Below are 18,163 nucleotides of genomic sequence, written 5' to 3'. Positions count from 1 at the left end.
AGCTTCGGGTCTCTTCAGCCTACGGAAGGGCGAGTCGGGATGCCGGTTGGCGGCTCCCGTGACCGGCAGGCCGGCATATGAGCCGGCCGCATACGAGCCGGCCCCGCCCGGTGATCGCCGAGCGGGGCCCGTCGCAGCGGTGGATCAGCTCAGGGTGAGGTCGTCGGCGTAAACCGCGCCCTGGCCGTACCAGCCGTGGACGTACACCGTGACCGTGCCGGAGGTGCCGGTCGTGAAGGGGACGGTGAGCTTCGACCACGAGGAGGACGAGGTCCAGGTGCTGGCCGTCGCGCCCCCGCCGACGCCGAGGTAGGCGTAGGGGCCCTGCACCCAGCCGCTCAGCGTGTAGGAGGTGTTCGGCTTGAGGTTCAGGGTCTGTGCGCACTGGCCGGTCTGCGCGGAGGAGGGCACGGTCTTCAGGGCGTGGGAGCCGCCGTGCACGGGGGTGGAGACCACGGTGGCGCCGCTGTCGCAGGTCCACGGCGTGAGCGAGCCGGTCTCGAAGTCGCCGTCGCCCAGGACGGCGGTGCCGGAGGAACCCTTCACCGTCAGGGTGAGTGTGGAGCTGTGCCGGGTCGAGCCCGCCGTGCCGGTGACGGTCAGGGGATAGGTGCCGGGAGTCGTCCCGGCGGCGGTCTTCACCGTGAGGGTGGAGGTGCCGCCCGCGGTGACCGAGGACGGGCTGAGGGAGGCCGTCACCCCGCTCGGCGCACCGCTCACCGTCAGACCGACCGGCTGTGCGCTGCCGGAGGTGACCGAGGTCTTCACCGTCGCGGTCGCCGTGCCGCCGGGGTCGACCGAGGCGGAGGCGGGCGCGAGGGACACGGAGAAGTCGTTCGCCGGCGGGGTCGTCGTACCGCCGGTGAAGGGCGCGAAGGTGTGGGTGAAGTACCAGGTGTCCTGGGCGATGCCGGAGCAGGTGTCGGAGGCGCCGGAGCCGGGGCAGCCGCCGTTGTCGCGCTGGAGGGCCCAGAAGGAGAGGGTGTTGATGCCCTTGGCGACCGCCCAGTCGTACACCGTGGGGGCGTCGGCGGTGGTGAAGGTCTCCGCCGGGCCGTAGTCGTCCACGCCCGGCATCTCGGTGACACCGACCATGTTCCAGAGCTGACCATCCGACAGGTTCGGGTACAGCTGGGCCAGTTGGTCGTGCAGTCCGCTCGCGGCCGTCTCGGTGTCGGTGGCCATGTGGTGGGCGGCGCCGTCGTAGTAGTCGAACGTCATGAGGTTGACGACGTCGACCCTGGCACCGGCGTTCTTCGCGCTGCGCAGCACGGCGAGGCCGCTGTCGGCGAGGCCGGTGGTCGTGGTGGGCAGGGTGTAGGAGAACTGCACCGAGCGGCCGTTCGCGGCGGCCCAGTCCTGGACCTTCTTGATGGCCTGGTTGCGGCGGTCGATGCCTGCCGTGTCGGTGAGCGAGTTGTCCTCGACGTCCATGTCGAGCCGGGAGACGCCGTAGGTGGTGATGATCTTCTCGTAGGCGGCCGCGACGGAGTCCACGTTCGTACAGCTGTCGGCGATCTCCGTGCCGCCGTTGTCGGCCGCGTAGCCGCCGAGGGAGGGGATCACGTCGCCGCCGCGCGAGCGGATGGTGGTGAAGTCGCCGCCGAAGACGGAGGAGTCGACGGGTGTGCCGGTGTCGCCGTTCCAGTACGGGGTGCAGGAGCCCTTCTTGTCGGTCTGCAGGAAGGCCATGGTCAGGTACTTGGCGCCGGAGGCCTGGGCGAGCGCGGCGGGGCTGTCACCGCTGTAGGCCTCGAAGTAGGGCGCGAAGACGTGGGTGGGCAGCGGGGTCGCCGCGTGGGCGGTGCCCCCTGCCCCGAGGGCGAGTCCCGCGGAGGCGGCCAGGGTGGCCAGGCCCGCGAGCAGGGCGCGTACGGGTCTCGGACGTGGCATGGGTACTCCCGGATGACGACGGCAGGCAGGCGAACGGGGTGGAGCGGAGGCGGTGCTGCGCTGTGGCCCGGAGGGTCTATTGGTCTAGTCCATGATTGGTCTGGACCAACTGCCGGTCAAGGTGCGGGAGCGGCCTTTTGCCGGTTCATGGGAGTCAAACGGAGAGCTGGGATTGGAAGTTGAGGGCATGTCAGGAGGCATGCCCTCGGTGTCCTGCCCGCGCCCGGCTCAGGTGGCGCGGGTGCCGCCTCCCCGGCGGATGCGGCCCAGCAGATCGCGGTGGTAGGCGGCGAGTTGCCCGGCGGGCACGGGCGCGGGGCTGCCGGCGAGGGTGTACCAGGTGTCGCTGCCGGAGTGCTGGATCGCGACGCGCGCGCTGTGGCCGTCGGACAGCAGGATGGTGGCCACGGTCAGGTCGCCGGTGATGACGCCGACCTCGTCGGTCATCGCTCCGCCGGGGCCGGCGGTGACCCGGTCGACGTAACTGTTGATGCTCGGTGGGGTGTGCATGGGGCGCAGGCTTCCATCAACCCGCTCGGCGCGCCCCGCACCGCGCAGGTGTCGCCCGCATGTGTCCCCGTGTTGGGCGTGTGACCGGCGCCGGCCGGCACCGAGGCGGGCTCAGCCGAACAGCGGGAACCGGTCGGCCGCCGTGCCCAGCGCCGCGCGCTCGGCCTCGGTGAGCGCGGCCCGGCCGGTGCCCACGCGCGCGTAGTGCGCGTCGCTCCACTCCGGGAGCGCGGGCCGGCCGAGCAGACCGTCCAGGGTGGTGCGCACCACGGCCAGCCCCTCGGGCGCCGGTTCCGGCGCCCCCGGCAGCCGGACGGTCAGGTCCAGGTGATGGACGGTCGCCTCCACCGCGAGGGTGGTCAGCAGGTCCCCGGCCGTCAGCACATGCCCCTGCGTGCCCACGTGCCGCGCGGGGTCGGCCGCCTCCGCCGCGTGCACGACCGCCGCCAGCGTCTCCAGGTACAGCCCCTGGAGCTGACCGAAGTCGAGGAACATGCTCGCGTTCACCCGCACCCAGCGCCGGCCGTTCGCCGCCCCGGTGGTGTTCGGCTCCCAGTCCTGCCAGTACGTCACCGCGTTGCGGTCCACCGGCTTCGGCGTCGGCGTGTGCAGGGCCACCAGAGCGCGCTGCGCGTCGCCCAGGCAGTGGAAGACGAGGTCCCGGACCGCCCAGCCGGTACAGCCGGTCGGCAGCCACGACTCCTCGTCACCCAGTCCCGCGACGACCGCCGAGGCCGCCTCGTACGCCGCGCGCAGCGCCCGCGCCGGGCCCGCGCCGTTCCCCATGTCCCCTGTGCTCACGCGTCCCCCTGTTCGTCGCCGTACAGGGTGTCACACCCGACTCGACGTCGCCGTGTCGGCGGACAGCCGCTGGGCGACGTAGATCGGGATCACCGACAGCAGGACGAGGACGGCGGCCACGACGTTCACCACCGGCGCCTGCTGCGGCCGGGTCATGTTGTCGAAGATCCAGATCGGGAGGGTCTCGATCCCGGGTCCCGCGGTGAACGTGGTGACCACGATCTCGTCGAAGGAGAGGGCGAAGGCGAGCAGAGCCCCCGCCAGCAGCGCGGAACGGACCAGCGGGAAGGTGACGTCCGCGAAGGCACGGAAGGCAGTCGCGCCGAGATCCATGGCGGCCTCCTCGTACGAGGCGGACGTACGGCGCAACCGCGCCACCACGTTGTTGAAGACCACCACGATGCAGAACGTCGCATGGCCGACGATCACCGTGAACAGTCCGAGACCCACCCCGAGCGGCTCCAGCACCGTGCCGAAGGCCGAGTTGAGGGCGATGCCGGTGACGATGCCGGGCAGCGCGATCGGCAGGACCACGACGAACGACACCGTGTCACGGCCGAGGAAGCGGTGCCGGGCCACGGCGAACGCGATGAGCGTGCCGAGGACCAGCGCGATCGCGGTCGCCCCCAGCCCCGCCTTCACCGAGACCCACAGCGCCTGCCGGGTACCGGCGTTGTGCACCGCCACCGACCACCAGTGCCACGTCAGCCCGGGCGGTGGCCAGCTCGCACTGCGGTCGGGATTGAGCGAGTTGACGAGGACGAGCAGCAGCGGGACGTAGATCACCGCGAAACCGAGCCCGGCGCCGGTGCGCAGGGCGATGCGCGCGGTGCGGCTGAGATGCATGGCGCTCTTCTCCTACAGGCTGTTGAGTGCACCGGTGCGGCGGATCGCCAGCAGGTACAGGACGATCACGACGACCGGTACGGTGCCGAGCGCGGCGGCCATGGGCAGGTTGAGCTCGATGTTGGAGTACACCAGGTTGCCGATCAGCTGAGTCTTGCCGCCGACGATCTGCACGGTGATGTAGTCGCCGAGGCTCAGCGAGAAGGTGAACACCGAGCCGGCCGCCACCGAGGGCAGCACCATCGGCAGGATCACCGAGCGGAAGGTCCGCCCGGCCCGCGCCCCGAGGTCGGCCGAGGCGTCGAGCAGGCCGGCCGGGAGCTGTTCGAGGGCCGTGTGGATCGGCAGGATCATGTACGGCAGCCACAGGTAGGTCAGGGTCAGGACCGTGGCGGGCAGGCCGAAGCCCGGGCCGCTCAGCCCGAACGGCGCGAGCATCCAGTCGGCGAGCCCGCCCTGGGACAGGATGAGCCGCCAGGCGTACACCTTGACCAGGTAACTCGCCCACAACGGCGTGAGGATCGCCACCACCAGGAGCGGGCGCCGTCGCGGCGTGGCCACGCGAGCGGTGTAGAAGGCGACCGGGAAGGCGATCACCGCGCACAGCACGGTCACCGCGAGCGCCACGCCCACGCTGCGCAGGATCACCTGACGGAAGACGGGTGTGGTCAGCAGCGCGTGGAAGTTGTCCGTCGACCAGACCTTCACCACCTCGGAGGTGAAGGAGTTCGTGGTCCAGAACGCGGAGACGAACAGGACCGCGAGTGAGCCGAGGTAGAGGACGGCGAGCCACAGCAGCGGTGCGGTGAGCAGCAGGGTCAGCCGCAGCCGGGGCCTGCGGTGCAGGGTTCCGGCCAGCCGCCGGACGGTTCCCCGGCCGGCGGCGGTCGGCACGTCGGTCGTCACGGCTCAGCCCTTGATCTCGGTCCAGGCCTGCACCCACTTGGCGTACGGGACGCACTTGACGTCCTTGCGGCCGTCCAGGCACTGCTCGATGGGCGTGTTCCAGAAGGCGATCTTCTTCCAGTAGTTCTCGTCGGCGGCGTGGTAGACGGTGCAGAAGTTCTTGTCGCTGGTCTCGGCGCAGGCCCTGGAGTTGGCCGGTGCCTCGCCGAAGTACTCGGCCACCTGGGCGTTGACCTTGGGCGAGACGATCCAGTCCAGCCACTTGTAGGCGCAGTTGGGGTGCTTGGCCTTGCTGTAGACCATCCAGGTGTCGGACCAGCCGGTCGAACCCTCCTTGGGCACCAGGGCCTTGACCTTGGCGCCCTCGGAGGCGGCGAGGTTCGCGATGACCTGCCAGGTGGTGCCGACCACGGAGTCACCGCTCTTGAAGGCGGAGACCTCCTTGAGGTAGTCGCTCCAGTACTCGCCGACGTATCCGTTCTGCCGCTTGAGCAGAGCCACCGCCGCGTCGAACTGCTTCTGGTCGAGGGCATAGGGGTCCTCGATCTTCAACTCGGGCCTGGTGGCCTTGAGATAGAGGGCGGCGTCGGCGATGTAGATGGGCGAGTCGTAGGCGGTGACGTGCCCCTTGTACCGGGAGGCGTCGTCGAAGACGGCGGACCAGGAGGTGGGCGCGGGCTTGACCTTCTCGGTGTTGTACATCAGCAGGTTGGCGCCCCGGCCGTGCGGGATGCCGTACATCTGCCCCTTGACCGAGTTCCAGGCGCCGTTCTTCAGCCCGGCGAAGACGTCCTTGTAGTTGGGCACCAGGGCGGTGTTGACCGGAGCGGCGTCGCCGGCGGCGATCAGGCGCAGGGAGGCGTCGCCGGAGGCGGAGACGGCGTCGTACTCGCCGGTCTTCATCAGCTTGACCATCTCGTCGGAGCTGGCGGCGACCTTGGAGTGGACCTGGCAGCCCGTCTGCTTCTCGAAGTCGCCGACCCAGTTCACCTTGGGGTCGTTGGAGCCGTCCTCGACATAGCCGGCCCAGGCGACCAGATTGACCTGGCCCTCGGTCCTGCCGAGCTTGGTCGGGGCCTTGAGGTCGGGCGGGTTGAGGCCGGTCGCGGACGAGCTGCCCGAGCCGGAGGAGTCACAGGCGGCGGCCAGCAGCAGCGCGGCGGCGCAGGCCGCGGCGCGCAGGGTACGGGTGAGGCGCACGGTCGTTCTCCAGGGGGACGTAGAGGCGGGGGAGGGGTCAGGAGGGCAGCCGGACGGCGTGCCGGCGGTGCCAGGTCAGGCGGACCCGGGTGCCGCGGTAGGCGGCGACGTCCTCGGAGGAGGTCTCCAGGTTCTGCTGCAGCGCGGTGAGCCGGCCGCCGCCGTCGAGGTCGACCAGGAAGCGGGTGGCGTCGCCGAGATAGACGACCTCGGCGACGGTTCCGGTCGCGGTGGCGTGCCCGGGCTCGTCCGCCTCGGCGGACTCCTTCAGGACGCGGATCTTCTCCGGGCGGATGTTGTAGGTGCCCGGGGTGCCGACGATCCGGTGGGCCGCCTCGCCGTCGAGGAGGTTCGAGGTGCCGACGAAGGAGGCGACGAAGGGGGTCGCCGGGCGCTCGTAGATCTCGGCGGGTGTCCCGACCTGGGCGATGCGGCCCTGGTCGAAGACGGCGATGCGGTCGCTCATCGTCAGGGCCTCCTCCTGGTCGTGGGTGACGAACACGAAGGTGATGCCGACCTCTCGCTGGATCGCCTTCAGCTCGACCTGCATCTGCTCGCGCAGCTTCAGGTCGAGGGCGCCGAGCGGCTCGTCCAGCAGCAGCACCCGGGGCCGGCCGACCAGGGCGCGGGCGAGGGCGACGCGCTGGCGCTGCCCGCCGGAGAGCTGGGCGGGCCGCCGCTGGCCGTAGCCCTCCAGACGGACCTCGGCGAGGGCCTTGCGGGCCCGGACGAGCCGTTCGGCCTTCGGCACCCCGCGGACCTTCAGGCCGTAGGCGACGTTCTGCTCGACCGTCATGTGCGGGAAGAGGGCGTAGTCCTGGAAGACCGTGTGCACGTCCCGCTCGAACGGGGCGAGCCCGGTGACCTCCTGCCCGGCCAGCTCGATCCGGCCCCGGTCCGGTGTCTCGAACCCGGCGACGAGGCGGAGGACTGTGGTCTTGCCGGATCCGGACGGGCCGAGCATCGAGAAGAACTCCCCGTCCCGGATCTCCAGGTCGACCCCGGCCACGGCGGTCGTCTCACCGAACGACTTCCGCAGGTCCTGCAGCCGGATCGCAATTCCCTCCATACGGGAACCTTTCTGCCGCGCTGTACGTTGAGCCGCTTGACCGTAAACATATGAAGTCATAGTTCTAATCTCAAGGTCCCGTTAGGGTAAAGCTTGAGTCAATGCACGAGGTGGTGGCCGTGAGGCAGTACGAGATCGAGGGCGGCGCCCGCAGGGCCGTCTTCAGCCCGGTGGACAACCGGGCCCGCGTGGACGCGGTCGTCCGCCGCATCGGCGACGCCATCGAACTGGGCCTCCTGGCCGACGGGGAGCAGCTGCCCGGCGAGACCGAGCTCGCCGGACAGCTCGGTGTCTCCACGGTGACCCTGCGGGAGGCGCTCATGGCCCTGCGGCAGCAGGGCCTGGTCACGACTCGCCGGGGCCGCGGCGGCGGCAGCTTCGTCTCCCTCCCCGAAGCCCCCGCCGACGACCGGCTCAAGGCCCGGCTGCGCGGCTGGAGCACCGAGGAACTGCGCGACCTCGGCGACCACTGGGCCGCCCTGTCCGGCGCCGCCGCCCGGCTCGCCGCCCAGCGCACGGAACCCGAGGACCTGCACCAACTCCGCCGGACCGCCGACGAGTTGTCCCGGGCCGAGGACGCGGCGGCACGCAGCAGACTGTACGGCCGCTTCCATGTCGAACTCGCGGCGGCCGCCCAGTCCGCCCGGCTCACCCGCGAACAGGTCGCCCTCCAGGGCGAGATCGGCGCCCTGCTGTGCCTGGTCCTGGCCGACGACGCGTTTCGTGAAGAAGTTGCGGACCGTCATCGCGCCGTGATCTCCGCCGTGCAGGATGGGGCCCACGAAACGGCCGGCACGCTGGCCGAGCGGTGCGTCAGGGAGTCGACGGCGCGGCTCGTCGCCGTACGCCTCACCCTCTGACCGCGCCGCGTCAGGTTCCCGTCCGCTGGAGGACACCATGGGCCGGAGCCCCGGGCTCGCCACCCTCGAGGTGGAAGCGGAGACGTGGGTGGCCGCACAGGTCGGCGGCGCGCTGGAGGCCGTCTTCGAGACGGTCGCCGCCACGCGCGCGGAAACCGAGGACCTGCTCGGCCGGGTGGTCGCCGGGGGCCGCCGACCCGCCAGCGCCGACCTCGCCGCCCTGCGCCCCGGGCTGCATGTCCACCTGACCCGCGAGGAACTCGTCTCCGGCGTCGGCTTCGTCGCGGCCCCCGGCCTGCTGACCGACGTCCCCGCCTGGCTGGAGTGGTGGCAGTCCGGCGCCGACGGCGGCGTACGCCCGCTGCTCCTCGACCTCGACCCCGGCCAGTCGGCGTACTCCGACTACACGCACTGGGACTGGTTCGCGCTGCCCCGCGACACCGGGCGCCGGGCGGTGGCCGGACCGTACGTGGACTACCTCTGCTCCGACGAGTACAGCCTCACCCTCTCCGCACCCGTCCGGATCGAGGGCCGGTTCGCCGGGGTGGCCGCCGCCGACGTCTATCTGCGGCACTTCGAGACGGCCGTCCTCCCTCTGCTGCGGCGCCTGCCCCGGCCCGCCCATCTGGTGAACGCCCGGGGCCGGGTGGCTGCCTCCGCCGACCCCGCCCACCTGGCCGGTTCCCTCACCAAGGGCCCGGACTTCGGCGAACTGCTCAGCGCGGCGCGGCCCGGCGCGTACGACGGCATGCGCCTGGTGCCCTGCCGGGGCGTGCCCCTGGTGCTGGTGCTCGCCTGAACCCGAGGAGGCGGTGCGGCTCAGCCGTGGGTGTCCTTCCGGTACGGCACCCGGGCCGGTTCACGGACTTCGCCGACCGTGCCCCACTCGTACCCGCCCAGCCTGGACAGCGGCCGCAGCCGCCCGATGTCGGACCGGCCGTCCACCAGCACGTCCTCGTCGACGGCGGCGTGCGCGACCGGAGACGCGGCCACCCTCGGCGACGGATCCCGCTCGATGCCGAGGGCGTCGAACTCGGAATCTCGACCACGGGCCGTTCGGCCGAGCCGGGGTCTCCTGACAGCGGTCACTCACCTGCAGCCTCATCCTTCGGACCACCGACTGCTCGCCTCTCGGTACGCACGCTAGGCGAAACGCCGGTAGTCGCCGCGGTAGTGGATCAGCGGGCCCTCGTGGGCGTGACCGTTCGTGTCGGGGGCGGTGGCCAGGCGGTCGACGCGGGCGATCACGATGTGGTGGTCGCCGGCCTGGTGCTCCGCCGTCACGGTGCACTCCAGCCACGCCAGCGCGCCGTCGATGAGCGGCAGTCCGGACGCGGACGGGGACCAGGCGATCGCCGTGAACTTGTCGTCGTCCCGGGTCGCCAGCCTGCGCGAGACGTCCTCCTGACCGGCCCGCAGGACGCTCACCGCGACCCGTCCCGTGGCCCGCAGCAGGGGCCAGGTACGGCTGGAGCGGGCCGGACAGAACGCCACCAGCGGCGGTTCCAGCGACACGGAGGTGAAAGAGCTCGCCGCGAAACCGGCGGGCCGGTCCCGCTCCGCCAGACCGGACACGGCGACCACGCCGGACGCGAACCGCCCGAGCGCTGCCCGGAAGTCCTCCGGGGCGACGGCGTCGTACCGCACCGGACTACCGGGCACCGGCCGCCGCCTCGCCCTGGGAGCCGGGCCCGGCCGTGGCCAGCCGGTGGACGTCCGCCACGGTGACGGCGTCCAGCAGGTCGGGCAGGGACAGCCGGCTGCCGGTCCGTTCCTCCAGGGCGGTCACCAGCCACAGCAGATGCACGGAGTCCCAGCCGCTGATGGCCTCCAGACGCAGGGAGCCGTCCTCACCGTCGTCCACAGGCAGGCCGAGGTCGTCCCTCAGCAGGGACAGCAGATCGTCGATACCGGTCACAGGGTCGCCTCCACGACGAGGGTGATGTGGGCGGGCGGTACGGGCAGTTCGTCCCGGTCCAGGAGCGAACGGTGATAGGCGGTCCCGGAGCCGCCGGGGCCGCACGGGCCGAGCTCCTTGAAGCCGCCGCGCGGATAGAAGTCACGCACATGGTGGTTCTTCGGGGTGGGGTGGAACGCCGAGACGACCTCGCGCGCGCCGTGGTCGGCGGCGGTCCGCAGCACCGTCGCCAGGACCGCCTGTTCGATGCCGCGGGAGAAGACCCGGCAGCTGAGCAGGAAGTTGTCGATGGTGACCGTGTCGTCGGCGCGCCGCAGGAACACCGCCCCCACCAGCCCGTTGTCCCCGAACCGGTCCCGGCTGCGGACCGTCAGCACGGACGCGGTCGGGTCCGCGGCGAGCGCGGACACCTCGGCGGGCTGCAGGCGCAGCGTGGTGAGGTTGAACTGGTTGGTGCGCAGCGAGAGCTGGGAGACACGGGCGGTGTCCGCCGGGGTGAGCGGGGCGACACGCACCTCGACGCCGAGCTCGGCCAGATAGTCGTCGAGGGTGGTGAACTCCTGCAGGAAGTCGCCGCGGGCCAGCTCCTCACGGTAGCGGGTCGCCCGCGCCCGGTCCTCGTCGGTGGCCTCCCGCACGTCGAACCAGCCGTCCGCGAGCAGACGCGGCACATGCAGCGCCGGCTCGTCGTCCAGCGGGACGAGCGCCACGCCGGGCAGTTCGTGGCGGACCAGGCCGCGCTCGAACGCGCTGTCGTCGGCGAAGACGAACGAGTCGACGCCCAGCCCGAGGGTGTCGGCGAGCTTGGCCAGGTTGTCGTGTTTCGGCTGCCAGTTGGCGACGACCCGGACGAAGTCGTCCTCGCGCAGTACCTGTTCGGGGTGGTCGCGCAGGACGTCGGCCACCGGGCCGGGATCGTTCTTGCTGACCGCGGCCAGCAGCACACCCTGCGCGGCCAGTTGGCGGGCGGTGCGCTGCACCGCCCGGAAGGCGTTACCGCGGCGGCCACCCGCCACCTCGATGCCCTCCGGCCCGTCCTCGCCGAGAACCCCGCCCCACACGGTGTTGTCCAGGTCGAGAACCAGCACCTTGCGGGTACGGCCGGTGAGATGGCGGGCCAGATGGCCGACCTCCCGGGCGTACGACGCCAGCAGCTGAGCCGTGAACGGCGCCCCCGTGTACGCCGCCAGCCGCGGGTCCTGGACGGGCAGCCCCTCGGCGAGCAGCGGGTCGAGGTCGAGGACCACCACGGACGCGGCGGTCTCCGGCAGCCGCAGCAACGCCGCGTTCGCCTCCCGCCACACCGCGCCGAGGCGGGCGCGTGAGCGGTGGTCCACGAGCTGGGCCGCGAGCGTGCGCGGCAGCGGGAGGGTGTTGAGCACGAGGGTGCCGCGGGAGGCGGCCCCGAAGCGCGCCGCGAGCTGCTCCAGCAGGGACAACTTCCGGGAGAAGACGCGCTCCACGTCGTCCGGACCCCACGGCAGCGGCAACTCGTCGACGACCACCCCCGGGTCCAGCACGCACAGCACCAGGTCCGGCTCCGCGGCGTACAGGTCGCTGGACGGATCGGAGAGCGCGAAGACATAGCTGTCGAAGTCGGTGAAGTGCGGTCGCACCAGCAGTCCGTGCCGGGCGAACTGCGCGGTCAGGGGCGCCTGGAGCTGGTTCAGCGTGCCGTGACCGGTGACGGCCACCGACAGCACGGGCGTGCGCGGGTGATGGCGCAGCACGTCGTCGGGGTCGAGCCGGGACAGCAGGCGGCCCGCGCGGGTCAGGGCGGCCTCGTCGACGCCGTCGTCGGCCAGGAGCGCGCCGACGCGTGGATAGTGGGCGGCGAGCTCGCCCGCCCGGTGCAGGGCGGTGAGCTCGTCGGGGGCGCCTGGCGGGGAGCTGGGCACGGTGACTCGCTTTCGTCCGGGCGTAGGGGACTACGACGTCATGCTGGCGGCCGGGACTAAACCCGGGCTGACCCGGCGCTGATCCGCGCCTCCACGAGCGCGACCACCTGCTCACGCACCTCGGTGAGGAAGAAGTGGCCGCCCGGGAAGACCCGCAACTCGAACGGCCCGGTGGTGTGCGCAGCCCATGCGGCGGCCTCGTCGACGGCCGTGTACGGGTCGGCGTCGCCGGTCAGTGCCAGGATCGGCGCGCTCACCCGCGTCTCGCGGCCGGCGCCGTGGGTCTCCACCGCCCGCAGGTCGGCGCGGACCACGGGAAGGATCATCGCGCGGCTCTCCGGGTCCTCCAGGAGACGGGGATCGGTGCCGCTCAGATCCCTCAGATGGGTGATCAGCCGGTCGTCGTCCAGGTGGTGGACGGAGCGGCGCGGGTCCGCCGGTACCGACGGTGCGCGCCGCCCCGACACCGCCAGCAGGGCGGGGTACGAGCCGGACCGTTCCAGCCGCAGGCTGACCTCGAAGGCGAGGGACGCGCCCATGCTGTGTCCGAACAGTGCGTACGGCGCGTCCCCGACGGCGGCGCGCACCGCGGGCGCGACCAGATCGGCCAGCCGGTGCAGATCCGGCACCAGCGGCTCGGCGTGGCGTTCCTGACGGCCCGGGTACTGCACGGCGAGCACTTCGACGGCAGGGCCGAACGCGTCGGCCCAGGGCAGGAACGCCGGCGCGGAGCCGCCCGCGTGCGGGAAGCACACCAGACGCACCGCGGCGTCCGGACGGGGCCGGTAGCGGCGTATCCAGTCGGCGGTGGACAGGGCGGGCGACGACAGAGCGGACATGGCTCCTCCGGAAGCGTGGGTAGGTGGTCCGGTCAGGCGGCGTTCGACAGGTCCAGGCCCCGGTCGGCCTGGAGGATCGCCCGGTGCAGGTCGCGCAGGGAACGGCAGGGCTCGATGCCGAGCTCCTCGTTGATCGTGCGGCGCGCCGAGCGGTACACCTGCAACGCCTCGGCCTGCCGCTCCGAGCGGTACAGCGCGATCATCAACTGCCGGTGGAACGCCTCGTGCAGCGGGTGCTCGCTGATGAGGGTGTGCAGCGGGGCGATCAGTTCGCGGTGGCGGCCCAGTTCGAGCGCCGAGTCGATGCGCAGCTCCGCGCATTCGAGCCGGGCGTCCTCGGCCCAGGTGACGAACGTGTCGATGATGGGCCCGGCGCGCAGGTCGCCGAGGGCGGGGCCGCGCCACAGGTCGAGCGCCGCCTCGAAGACGTCCAGCGCCTCGTGGTGCCGGCCCGCGCGGGCGTGCTCCCGGCCGGCGCGGATCAGCCGCGCGAAGTCGTCGACGTCCAGCTGGTCGCCGTCGAGCCGCAGCGCATAGCCGGGCGAGCGCGTCACGATCCGCGCCGTGCGCCGGCCCTCGGACGCCAGCAGCTTGCGCAGCTGCGATATGTAGACGTGGATCGCGGCGAGATGTCGTCGCGGCGGATGTTCACCCCATATCTCGGTCACCAGACGGGCGGTCGAGACGGTCTCGCCCGCCCGTGCGATCAGCGCCGCGAGGACCACTTCCATGTTGCGGGCGTTGACCGTCAGGTGATCGTCACCCGTACGGATGCGCAGCGTGCCGAGAACCTCGTACCTCATGCTTGCCCCCTGTCGGCTCGTGATACAGCCACAGCCTCGCCGAGGCCCAGCCGCGGGCACATCAGAGAAACTACGTACGTTTCCGGGGCCTGCTTAAGACGCGGTTCAGCGCCGCTCGACACGATGGCCGGCACATGGGCCGGGTCGAGGAAGGGGTCACGATGGAGCGACGTGGACGATGGGGGGTGGCCGGGTCCCTGCTGGCGTGGCTGCTGCCGTGCCCGGCGTCGCTCGCGGCGGTCGCCTGGTGCTGGGGTGCCTTCATCGGCGTCGTCGTGCCGCCGGCCGACGAGCCGGCCGGCCCGCCGCCCGGGCATCCCGAGCGGCTGGCCACGGACCTTCCGGCGACGGAGGTGGAGCGCGAACTGTGGACGTCACTCGGTCACTTGAGCTGACCGACGGCTCCGGCCGCCGCGCGCTCCGCCGCCGTCAGCCGCTCCTGAAGGACCGCTACGGTCTCCGGCGCCCCGCCGCGCATCCGCAGCACCGACAGCAGGGTGAACAGCCGGGTCTCCGGGAAGTGCGCGGGTGACCCGTGCACATCGTCGTGGACCCGGATGTCGGCCGAGGGGAGCGCGCGGCGCAGCAGTTCCGAGTCCGACGGCGGGATGATCTCGTCGCGCAGACTCGTCACATGCGCCACCTCGATGTCCAGGGAACGCAGTTCGTCCTCCGCCAGACCCCAGTCGCGGATCGTGTCGAACACCTCGTGCGGCGCGGTGCCCAGCAGATGGGCCAGCGTGTCGACCGTGACCCGGGGAACCTTGGCCTGCCACCGGCGGTCGGTGAAGAAGTCCCGCACCGGCAGCCCCGCACCCACCACACCGCGCAGCCGGCGGTCGGTGAGCGCCGCGCGCAGGGCGAGATGGCCGCTGAAACTCAGGGCCAGCGCGTACGTGCGTGAGGTGTCGGCCCGGTCGCCCACGGCGTCGAGGACCCAGGACAGCAGACGGTGGCTGTCGGCGTCGTAACGCAGCGGGTTCTCGCCCACGCCCGGCAGCTCCACGACCACCCCGGCCAGGTCGAACGCCGCCAGTTCCAGCAGCACCGGGGCCCACTGCTCCTTCGTGGAGATGATGCCGCCGCTGATCAGCAGCAGCGGCCGCGGGCGCGCCGGGTCCAGTCCCGTGGCCCACACCCGCACGGGGCCATGCGGAGTGGGCACGTCCAGGCGGCTGAGCTGCGGGAACTGCTCCGCCCAGCAGGTGAACACCGCCGCGGCACGCTCCTGCGCCCGGCGCCGGGCCGCGCCGTCGGGGAACGGGAAGCGGGCCAGGGTGTGGAAGCGCACCGCCTCCAGCAGGCGCCCCTGCTCCTCCAGCCGCTGCGCGGCACGCGTCCACTCGTGCACCCACGATCCGGCAGTGCCGTCCTCGTCGGTGCGGATCGCGTCCAGCAGGGGGCGCAGTGCCGCGTCGTCCACGGCCTGCGAACGGGCCTGGGCGATCGCGTACTGCTTCAACTCGTCGAGGTCGTTCATTCGGGTGCCGGGACCGCGTCGGGCGCGAGGCCGGGGGCGGCCCCGTCCTCCTCTCGTCGCGGGTCGGCCGCCGTCGCCGGGGGCCAGTCCTGAAGGGTCTGCCGGATCTCGGTCAGGATGTCGGCGGCCTCCGCGCCGTCGATCACCCGGTGGTCGAAGGAGAGGCTGAGCCGCAACACGGGGGCCACCTCGATACGGCCGTCACGCACCACGGCCCGGTCCGCGACCCGCCCCACGCCGAGGGTGAGCGTGGTGCCGCCCACGGAGTGGAAGGCGTCGACGGCGCGGTGCCCGAGCGAGGTCACCGCGTAGGTGCCGGTGAGCCGCGGCCGCAGCGCCAGGGACCGGGCGGCCTTGCGGAACCGGGCCCTGCCCTTGCGCCAGGGCAGGGTGTGCAGCTCGCGCAGCCGGGCCAGTTCGGGCAGCCGATGCGGTTCGGTGTCCCGGATCCGGTCGAGCACGCGCTGCACTCCGTCAAGGCCGTCGACGTGTGGCTGCGGCACAACGGTGGCCAGCACCAGGCGTGTTCCGTCGACCTCCTTGTCGAGTGTCACCTTCGCCGCGATCTGCTCGTAGCGTGCCAGCCGCGGCCGGCGGCCGCCCCGGTACGCCGCGTTGGCCTCCGGATGGGCGGCCAGCACCCGGGCCGCCGCGACGACGACGTACGCGACGAACGAGTAGGGCACGCCCGGCCGTTCGCCGCCGTCCAGCGCGGCGGCGGCCCGGTGGGCGACGATCGCGCCGGCGTCGACCTCCGTGTCCAGGAAGACGGGCGCGAAGTCGCGGATCTCCTCCAGGAAGAACAGAGTGTGTCGGCGACGCTGCGCGGGCTCGGTGATGGAGATGCCCTCTCCCATGGCGTGTCAGCCCTTCCGGTCGTACGCCGGCGCACCGTGTACGGCACCGGCCCGGGTCTCCACGCTGGTGGCCGCCCCTACCTCCCCGCTAAACCCCTTCTGAACCTGGTACACACGCCTGCCACGGGCGCACAGCGGCACAAGTAGTTGAAAATTAAGTCTGCGTTGCAGAGCGGCCGGGGAGCCGTGCGCTCGGGCTACAGTCACCGCTTACCGCGAACAGGGAGAACCAGAGGAGCCTGCGGAAGGGAAAGACCGTGCGGACCGTGGCCGCCAGCGCCCCGACGTCGTCAACCATCGACCGTTCCCGCCAAGTCCCGCCCGGTGATCCGTCGCCGCTGCGGCCGGAGGAGGACCGCTTTCTCGACGCGGCGCTCGCCGCCGGGAGAGGAGGACAGCGGGTCGTCGAACTGATGGGGGAGCCCGGTGCCGGCAAGTCCCGGCTGCTCGGTGACTTCGCCCGGCTCGCCCGGCAGCGCGGCCGGCTCGTGCTGCGCGGCAGCGGCGGAAGCGGCGAACCCGGACTACGGTGCGACATGTTCGTGGAGGCGCTGCGCCGGTGGCTCGCCGACCGCGGCCACCGCGACCGGCGCGACGCCGCCGCCTGGCTGATGCGCGAACTCGCCGTCGGACCGTTCCCGGCCGGGCCGAGTCCCGCCAACTCCGTGGTCGACGACCGCTGCCGGACCTTCTCCGCCGTCACCGGTCTGCTCGACGACTGGGCCGCTCACCGGTCCGACGGAGGGGGCGGACTCGCCCTTGTCCTCGACGACGTGCACGCCGCCGACAGCGGCTCGCTCGAACTGCTCGAGTACCTGCTGCGCTGGCCCACCGAGGCCCCGGTGTCGATCGTCGTGGCGCACCGGCCGGCACAGACACCGCCCAGGCTGCGCGGGCTGCTCGCCGAGCGCGTCGAGGACGGCACGGCGGTCAGTGTGGAACTCGGGCCGCTGTCCCTCGCCCAGTCCGCCCGGCTGACGGGACTGCCCGCCGACTCACCGCGGCTGCGATCCCTGCACCACGCCTCGCGCGGCGTCCCCCTGTACTTGTTGGCACTCGACCGGTGGCCCGCCTTCTCGGGCGACGACCTGGAAGGCGACGCCTGGCTCGACCGGGGACCCGCCCTGCCGTCCGTGTTCACCGCCCGCGCGGAGGCCGAACTGGAACCGCTCACGCGCGAGGAACGGCTGGTCGCGGCCGCCGCGGCCGTGCTCGGCGACACCTTCGACCTGGCCGCTGTCAGCGCCGTCTCGGGACTGACCGAGGGCGCCGCCTGCCGGGTCGTGGAACGGCTGCAGCGGCTCGACGTCGTCCGTGCCGTCGACCGCGGCGACCACCGCTTCCGGCACCCGCTGCTGCGCCGGGTCCTCTACCAGGAGACCGATCCGTGCTGGCGGCTCGGCGCCCACCGGCGCGCCCTGACCGTCCTCGTGGCGCGCGCCGCGCCCGTGCAGACACTCGCCCTGCACGTCGAGCGCTCCGTGCCCGGCAGCGCCCCCGAGGACATCGGCGTCCTGGCCGCCGCCGCCCACGACTCGATGCGGGCGGGCGACCTCGCCTCCGCCGGCGAACGGCTCGCGCTGGCCCTGAGGCTGGTCGGCGGGGACGGTGCGGACATCCGCGGGCGGGCGGCGGCGCGGCACGGCGCGCAGGGGCGCGCGGCCGCCGCACGCACCGCCCGGTGCCGTGCCGAGCAGGCGGCTGAACTACTGCAACTGGCCGAGCAGTTGACCGCGCGCACCGGGCGCCGCGCCTTACGCGACGAGGCCACCCGGCTGGTCCGCCACATCGACGTGCCGGCCCCGCGCGAGGCCGCTTCCGGCCGCAGAGCCGCCTCCCGCGAGGCGGCGGACCGGCTGACCGGGCTGACCACCAGGGAGCGGGAGGTCGCGGAGATCGCGGCCACCGGCAAGCGGACCCGGGACATCGCCGCGCACCTGCGCCTGAGTCCGCGCACCGTGGACGTCCACCTGAGCCGCATCTACCGCAAGCTCGGCGTCACCTCACGCGCCGAACTCGCCCGCTTCATCACCGAGTCACTCCCCGGGCGAACCGCGCGCGGCACGGCCTGAGCCCGGCCCGCAACACGGGCCGGCGGCGCGGCGCCCCCGGGATACGCCGACGGGGTTCGCACGGGCGGCGGGCCAGGGCGTGCCGCGCCTGGGCGGCGTGTGAGGGGCGGCGGGCCCCGGCGCTCGGGCGACGGGGACGTGGGCTCGTGCTTGCGCGGCGTGTGAGGGGGCGTGGGGCTTGCCGCCCGGGCGGCGGGTGCCGGGGTACGCG

19 protein-coding genes are annotated in these 18,163 nt (G+C 72.6%); 4 read left to right on the top strand and 15 right to left on the bottom strand.

What is annotated here, in order from left to right:
• Positions 1–144: 144 nt before the first annotated feature.
• From ABB07_RS02015 to ABB07_RS01985, 7 genes are all read right to left on the bottom strand, one after another.
• On the bottom strand, positions 145–1,893 hold the full coding sequence (locus ABB07_RS02015; protein WP_208896939.1) for a glycosyl hydrolase family 18 protein: 1,749 nt from the start codon (positions 1,891–1,893) through the stop codon (positions 145–147).
• Between the two features lie 228 nt (positions 1,894–2,121).
• Positions 2,122–2,403, bottom strand: a complete 282-nt coding sequence (locus ABB07_RS02010; RefSeq protein WP_055707531.1) for a hypothetical protein — start codon at positions 2,401–2,403, stop codon at positions 2,122–2,124.
• Positions 2,404–2,514: 111 nt separating this feature from the next.
• Positions 2,515–3,204 (bottom strand): maleylpyruvate isomerase N-terminal domain-containing protein, encoded by a 690-nt coding sequence (locus tag ABB07_RS02005; RefSeq protein WP_244189175.1) that lies wholly within the window; start codon positions 3,202–3,204, stop codon positions 2,515–2,517.
• 30 nt (positions 3,205–3,234) lie between these two features.
• On the bottom strand, positions 3,235–4,050 hold the full coding sequence (locus ABB07_RS02000; RefSeq protein ID WP_208896938.1) for an ABC transporter permease: 816 nt from the start codon (positions 4,048–4,050) through the stop codon (positions 3,235–3,237).
• A gap of 12 nt (positions 4,051–4,062) precedes the next feature.
• Positions 4,063–4,956 (bottom strand): ABC transporter permease, encoded by an 894-nt coding sequence (locus ABB07_RS01995; protein ID WP_208896937.1) that lies wholly within the window; start codon positions 4,954–4,956, stop codon positions 4,063–4,065.
• Positions 4,957–4,959: 3 nt separating this feature from the next.
• A complete protein-coding gene (locus tag ABB07_RS01990) occupies positions 4,960–6,156 on the bottom strand; it encodes an ABC transporter substrate-binding protein (RefSeq protein WP_208896936.1) in 1,197 nt (398 codons plus the stop codon).
• A gap of 37 nt (positions 6,157–6,193) precedes the next feature.
• The gene (locus tag ABB07_RS01985; protein ID WP_208896935.1) at positions 6,194–7,225 is read right to left on the bottom strand and encodes an ABC transporter ATP-binding protein; all 1,032 of its coding nucleotides are present in this window, start codon (positions 7,223–7,225) and stop codon (positions 6,194–6,196) included.
• A gap of 101 nt (positions 7,226–7,326) precedes the next feature.
• Between ABB07_RS01985 and ABB07_RS01980 the strand changes: the two genes are divergently transcribed.
• Together ABB07_RS01980 and ABB07_RS01975 are read left to right on the top strand one after the other, a co-directional pair.
• Positions 7,327–8,085: a FadR/GntR family transcriptional regulator gene (locus ABB07_RS01980; RefSeq protein WP_208896934.1), complete on the top strand. Its 759-nt coding sequence runs from the start codon at positions 7,327–7,329 to the stop codon at positions 8,083–8,085.
• A 37-nt stretch (positions 8,086–8,122) separates the two neighbouring features.
• A complete protein-coding gene (locus ABB07_RS01975; protein ID WP_208896933.1) occupies positions 8,123–8,884 on the top strand; it encodes a cache domain-containing protein in 762 nt (253 codons plus the stop codon).
• Positions 8,885–8,904: 20 nt separating this feature from the next.
• Here ABB07_RS01975 and ABB07_RS01970 read toward each other — a convergent pair whose 3' ends face one another.
• The 6 genes from ABB07_RS01970 to ABB07_RS01945 form a co-directional block, all read right to left on the bottom strand.
• Positions 8,905–9,078, bottom strand: a complete 174-nt coding sequence (locus ABB07_RS01970) for a hypothetical protein (protein WP_208896932.1) — start codon at positions 9,076–9,078, stop codon at positions 8,905–8,907.
• A gap of 150 nt (positions 9,079–9,228) precedes the next feature.
• On the bottom strand, positions 9,229–9,747 hold the full coding sequence (locus tag ABB07_RS01965) for a flavin reductase family protein (protein ID WP_244189173.1): 519 nt from the start codon (positions 9,745–9,747) through the stop codon (positions 9,229–9,231).
• Entirely contained in the window at positions 9,737–10,003 is a 267-nt protein-coding gene (locus tag ABB07_RS01960) for a phosphopantetheine-binding protein (RefSeq protein ID WP_208896931.1), read from the bottom strand. The genes ABB07_RS01965 and ABB07_RS01960 overlap by 11 nt, the downstream gene beginning before the upstream one ends.
• Positions 10,000–11,901 carry an HAD-IIIC family phosphatase gene (locus ABB07_RS01955; protein ID WP_208896930.1) on the bottom strand — a complete coding sequence of 634 codons (1,902 nt, stop codon included), beginning with the start codon at positions 11,899–11,901 and terminating at the stop codon, positions 10,000–10,002. Before ABB07_RS01955 ends, ABB07_RS01960 begins: the two co-directional genes overlap by 4 nt.
• 56 nt (positions 11,902–11,957) lie before the next feature.
• Positions 11,958–12,740, bottom strand: a complete 783-nt coding sequence (locus ABB07_RS01950) for a thioesterase II family protein (protein WP_208896929.1) — start codon at positions 12,738–12,740, stop codon at positions 11,958–11,960.
• A 32-nt stretch (positions 12,741–12,772) separates the two neighbouring features.
• Entirely contained in the window at positions 12,773–13,543 is a 771-nt protein-coding gene (locus tag ABB07_RS01945; protein WP_208896928.1) for an AfsR/SARP family transcriptional regulator, read from the bottom strand.
• Between the two features lie 161 nt (positions 13,544–13,704).
• Between ABB07_RS01945 and ABB07_RS01940 the strand changes: the two genes are divergently transcribed.
• Positions 13,705–13,938, top strand: a complete 234-nt coding sequence (locus ABB07_RS01940) for a DUF6059 family protein (protein WP_208896927.1) — start codon at positions 13,705–13,707, stop codon at positions 13,936–13,938.
• Here ABB07_RS01940 and ABB07_RS01935 read toward each other — a convergent pair.
• Positions 13,926–15,023: an alpha/beta hydrolase gene (locus tag ABB07_RS01935; RefSeq protein WP_208896926.1), complete on the bottom strand. Its 1,098-nt coding sequence runs from the start codon at positions 15,021–15,023 to the stop codon at positions 13,926–13,928. The genes ABB07_RS01940 and ABB07_RS01935 overlap by 13 nt on opposite strands.
• Positions 15,020–15,880, bottom strand: coding sequence for a 2-oxo acid dehydrogenase subunit E2 (locus tag ABB07_RS01930; protein WP_208896925.1), 861 nt, complete (start codon positions 15,878–15,880; stop codon positions 15,020–15,022). The genes ABB07_RS01935 and ABB07_RS01930 overlap by 4 nt, the downstream gene beginning before the upstream one ends.
• 266 nt (positions 15,881–16,146) lie before the next feature.
• Between ABB07_RS01930 and ABB07_RS01925 the strand changes: the two genes are divergently transcribed.
• Positions 16,147–17,952: a helix-turn-helix transcriptional regulator gene (locus tag ABB07_RS01925; RefSeq protein WP_208896924.1), complete on the top strand. Its 1,806-nt coding sequence runs from the start codon at positions 16,147–16,149 to the stop codon at positions 17,950–17,952.
• The last annotated feature ends 211 nt before the right edge of the window (positions 17,953–18,163 follow it).

The sequence above is a fragment of the Streptomyces incarnatus genome, assembly GCF_001027185.1.
Lineage (GTDB): Bacteria > Actinomycetota > Actinomycetes > Streptomycetales > Streptomycetaceae > Streptomyces > Streptomyces puniciscabiei.
The sequence above is the reverse complement of the archived record's forward strand: the minus strand, read 5'-3'. Positions and strand labels throughout refer to the sequence as shown.